This is a genomic window from Hafnia sp. HMSC23F03 (assembly GCF_001816025.1).
Classification (GTDB): domain Bacteria; phylum Pseudomonadota; class Gammaproteobacteria; order Enterobacterales; family Enterobacteriaceae; genus Hafnia; species Hafnia paralvei.
In genome coordinates, this window is record NZ_KV824195.1 from 1 (window position 1) to 4,671 (window position 4,671).

A 4,671-nucleotide genomic window follows, 5' to 3' on the forward strand; every position below is an offset into this window, starting at 1 on the left:
CCACGGTCCCACTTAAATATTCAATGCCAACGTCGGCGATTGGGACCACGGTCCCAATCGAATATCAAGTGCTAGATGGGGAGTAGGAAACACAGTTCAGATTTAGAAATGAATTTTGAAAGTTGGAGGGAATACATAAAGGATGAGATAGAAACAATGGACGTGTACCAGACAAAGGCGGGTAGGCAACCCGCCTTGTTTTGATCTCATTCAGACACTACAACGAATGCTCTTTTGCATAGGCACGCAAGAGCGCTTCAATTTGTTTAACCAAAGGCTCTGGCGAAGATTTGAGGTGGAAAGAAACACTGTCTTTTGAATATTTAGCTTCTATATTTTTGCCAAAATTCTTTTTATGAATTTTTTCTGACGGCTTTCTCTCAGGCATCAAAGCGGCGATCAATTCTTCCGTAGTGAACTGACGACCTTCCTGTTTTTGCTTCATCAGCTTATGAGTAACCAGCTTTAGCGCGTCAAAGTTATCCTCATAAGCTTTATTTAATGTCTCGCCACTGCGTGCACTCAACTCATTCGGATTAGCAAACAGCTGAATAGTTTTAAGGGGCAGCTCCGCTGTTTTAATACAACGTTGAATGATTTTGCGTGAGATATGCTCAACCTCAGCCAACTTACTAATATTACCGTCGCATTCAGATGTTAGCCGTTGAGCGTAGCGAAGACCTCGTTCATAGGCACTCGTTGGGCGGTAGTCATTAGCAATTTGAGACAACCATAACATTTGTTCATCTGTAAGGTTACCGACTAAAACTTTATAGTCGCTTCCAGTAAGTATTGCAGCCTTACGACGACGACTTCCATCTGCTACCTCAATATTGCCGTTACGCTCACGGGCAAAAGCAGGGATCTGTTGGCCTGATGTCAAAAATGAAGGGATAAGGTCGTCTAATGATGATTCACATAACAATGCTTGATTACGTTCATTCCCCCCAAAAACGGTTGTTTTAGCTTCAACATCAGAAGCAGAAACAATTTTCAGCGCGAACGTAACGTCTTTACCCGCTACCGGTAATACAATCGTATTGCCTTTCATGCCACTCACTCGAGAGGCAAGCTGACTAACGGCTGGAGCAGATACCGGAGATTCTACATTGCCGATCGCCGGTTTAGCGTCATCAAAATTTATAGAAGGTGCGTTGCGTAATACGGGCTGCCTTTTCATTATGCATTCTCCCAACGAGGTTTAACTAACCGGTTGAAAATTTCTGCGCAAACAGGCTCCCAAATAGAAACCGCATTACGCCACGCAGCTGGGGTTGAGCGCTGGTTAGCGGCCTGTTCAAATACAGTACGCATTCTTACTTGACCTTTCCCGACTTCGTCCGTCACGCGAACAACTTCTTTCAGCACCATTCCCCCCCATGCATTCCTTATCTGATCGTCCATCCACTGGGACTGACTGCCGATCGCATTACTAAATTTAGTAATTAAAACGCGTACATCAGGCTCAAATCCATTGAGATCAATATTTGACATTAAATCTCTAAGCATGGTGAAAAATTGCAACGTGGAAACATAGTCATAAAGCTCAGCCGGAGTAGGCACTACGATAACGTCAGCAGCGCACACGACATTGATAGTTCCGATGCCTAAATTCGGTGCACTGTCTAACACCACAACATCATAGCTATCCCAGACGGACTCAATGGCCGCTCGTAATAAAAGATGAGGACCGACAGGTAATTTCCCCTGATCGTGCAAGCTATAAATTTCCGACTCAATACGATGCACTGCAAGACAAGACGGTATGATTTCAAGATTTGGCCAGCAAGTTGGCTTTATCGCATAGGCAGCATCATCTCGTTGGCCAAGATAATAAGGCAATAAAGTGTCTTCTTCATGTATATGCAGGTCTGGAACATAGCCATGATATAAGGAGGCCGTCGCTTGAGGATCAGTTGCATCAATCAACAAAACTCGCAACCCTTGCAACGCCATCCATTGAGCAATATGCACAGACGTTGATGTCTTGTATGCACCACCTTTATGAGCAGCAATCGCAAGAACAACAGGGTTTTCACCTTCTGGTTTGGATAATCTTGTTTTAAACACATCCCGCATATCATTAATTTGTTGAATGGAATACCCAGTTCGCTGCTCAACGCGGCCAATCATAGCGGTCTCAGGAGGGGGCAGTTTGCCTGAGTCTTCATAGTTACGGATCGTTTGAGGTGTCACTCCAACAAGTTCTGCCGCTTCAGTAATACGCCAGCGCCGAGTAATCGTTCGAGCAGCCGGACTGTCATTACCAAATTGTGATTTAGCAATTTCTTGAGTCATGAACTGCCCACGCTCAATACAGCGGTCAAGAGTTGACTTTAGATCCATAAGTATTATCTCTATGTAGTTTGCATTTTTATAGTAAAACATCAAAAAACACGCAAAACAACTAAAATAACGCAAATATATTGGAATTGAATATCAACGCTCGCCGCAGCCAGTGACCGAGCATCGCGAGTGAGCCGGCGAGGAAGCGTAAAAGTCTCGATACCCAACTGGGCACGTTCACATTTCTATCGATATGGTGACTATGGGAAATACCCCAAGTTTATTTGCCTAAGGTTATCCACTTATCCACCACCTTATTTTTATAACATTTTATATATTTTTATCCTTTTTAAAGCTTTTTAGATAGCCTGCAGGCCTCGCCCAATCTGGGCTTGCTGGCTTTATCTATGGGAAACTCACCAAGTTAATATGGGAGATAGAGCAAGTTTGTATGGGTAATGCACCAAGTACTTATGGGTAATACCCCAAGTTACTATGGGAAACACCCCAAGTTTGAGCTTTGCTTAATCTCTTGTGGATAACCTTCCATTTTACTTGTCGATAACGGCAAGGCATGCCAGTATATGGGTACTATAAATTCACCCCACACGCCCATGATCGAAAACACTCGTCTTGCTAAAAAACCGATAAATATCAGTCAGTCAAATGAATTGACTGAAGCTGCGTATTACCTGCCTCTGCAAGCTAAGCGCGTCCTTTGGCTTTGCTTGATGCAGTGCTACCACTTAAAAGATGAGCCGGAATCTATTTCACCGTTATTCACAATCACTGTGGCTGATTACCAAAAATTTTTTAAGGTTGGCGTTGATACCGCCTCCACTGACGTTAAAAAAGGTGTAAGTGCTCTAGCAGACAGCAATGTGACTTTCTATCCTCGCGAAGGTGAATTCGAAGAGGTTAAACGACCATGGTTAGCTGAAGCTGGTTTGAAGCGGGGAAGGGGAAAATGGCAAATTGAATTTAACTATAAAGTCATGCCTTACTTGATGGGGTTAACGAGCCAGTTCACGACTTATTCGCTTTATGACTGCGGAAAAATCAATAGTGTAAGAGTTATTCGTTTATATGAAAGTCTATGCCAATTCCGCTCATCTGGTATTTGGATCACAACACCAGATTGGTTGTCAGATAGATTCCTTCTCCCAGAATCTCAGCGCAACAATTTTGCAGAAATGAAGCGAACATTCCTCAACCCTGCGCTGAAGAAAATTAACGAAAACACACCGTTAAAAGCAGCTATGACACAAAATGAAGATGGAAAACTGATTTTCACTATTGTTGACAGGAACGGCTAAAGTTGGCCTGTTTCCCACACTCTTTGTTTATGTTCTCTTCGGTTCAGCAGTCTGCTTACAAAAAATGGTATCTAGAGATTCCCCGTTTTTAATTTAGTCATAGCTTCTGATGTTACTAGCTGAAAAATTGATCGATCGTTCCATATCCTATTCTCGCAAACTTACCCAAAAACCCCCGATTATAGTTCTTGCTAAGAATAGGCAAAGTTGGGCTTTTTCCCATACCTTCTCCCTCTACGCTGAGCTGAGAGAAGAGAAAGTAAAACGTATAGGGTTAACTCACCATGCTTGTATGAGGGATAAAGGACATCATCTATCTTTATGGTAAAATACAGGCGTCATTCTCAGAGTCAGAAACGATGAAAAAGAAAAGCACGACCCCAACGCCTCATGATGCGACATTCAGGCAATTTCTCGCACAACCTGATATTGCCCGCGATTTTATGGAGTTGCACCTTCCCACTGAGCTGCGTGCTATCTGTGACCTCAGTACGCTGAAGTTGGAATCTGGTTCTTTTGTCGAGGATGATCTTCGTCAGTATTTCAGCGACGTGCTCTATAGTGTGAAAACGATGGAAGGGGATGGCTATGTGCATGTGTTGATTGAGCATCAATCATCACCAGATAAACACATGGCGTTCAGGTTATTGCGTTACTCTGTCGCGGCTATGCAACGCCACCTTGAAGCAGGCCATAAAAAGTTGCCTCTGGTGATACCCGTGCTGTTTTATGTTGGTAAGCGTAGCCCTTACCCATACTCCACTCGTTGGCTGGATGAATTTGATAACCCTGAGCTCGCAACAAAACTTTACAGCACAGCTTTCCCTCTGGTTGATGTCACTGTTATTCCTGATGATGAGATTATTGGTCATCGTCGTATGGCCGCACTGACATTACTGCAAAAACATATCCATCAGCGGGATCTGGCGGAGTTAATCGACAAACTGGCCACAACTCTGCTAGCAGGATATCTCTCTTCAACACAGGTGGTATCGCTGGTACACTATATCTTACAGGCAGGCAATACTTCAGACGCCGAAGCCTTTGTTCGCGAACTGGCACAGCGTGT

Annotated in this window: 4 protein-coding genes; 2 read left to right on the forward strand and 2 right to left on the reverse strand. The window is 43.7% G+C overall.

Annotated features, from left to right (window positions below; genetic code table 11):
• Window positions 1-217: 217 nt before the first annotated feature.
• The gene (locus HMPREF3091_RS03220; protein WP_070714234.1) at window positions 218-1,183 is read right to left on the reverse strand and encodes a ParB/RepB/Spo0J family plasmid partition protein; all 966 of its coding nucleotides are present in this window, start codon (window positions 1,181-1,183) and stop codon (window positions 218-220) included.
• Window positions 1,180-2,346 carry a plasmid-partitioning protein SopA gene (gene sopA / locus HMPREF3091_RS03225; RefSeq protein WP_070714229.1) on the reverse strand — a complete coding sequence of 389 codons (1,167 nt, stop codon included), beginning with the start codon at window positions 2,344-2,346 and terminating at the stop codon, window positions 1,180-1,182. The genes HMPREF3091_RS03220 and sopA overlap by 4 nt, the downstream gene beginning before the upstream one ends.
• Before the next feature lie 524 nt (window positions 2,347-2,870).
• On the opposite strand from sopA, the gene HMPREF3091_RS03230 reads away from it, so the two are divergent.
• Window positions 2,871-3,602, forward strand: coding sequence for a replication initiation protein (locus HMPREF3091_RS03230; RefSeq protein ID WP_070714230.1), 732 nt, complete (start codon window positions 2,871-2,873; stop codon window positions 3,600-3,602).
• Between the two features lie 359 nt (window positions 3,603-3,961).
• The coding region (locus HMPREF3091_RS03235; protein WP_070714232.1) for an Rpn family recombination-promoting nuclease/putative transposase at window positions 3,962-4,671 on the forward strand (710 nt) is incomplete at its 3' end.

Bases quoted from the DNA above. Each gene is read 5' to 3' on its own strand.
- sopA (WP_070714229.1), bottom strand. From the start codon at position 2,346: ATGGATCTAAAGTCAACTCTTGACCGCTGTATTGAGCGTGGGCAGTTC.
- HMPREF3091_RS03230 (WP_070714230.1), top strand. From the start codon at position 2,871: ATGGGTACTATAAATTCACCCCACACGCCCATGATCGAAAACACTCGT.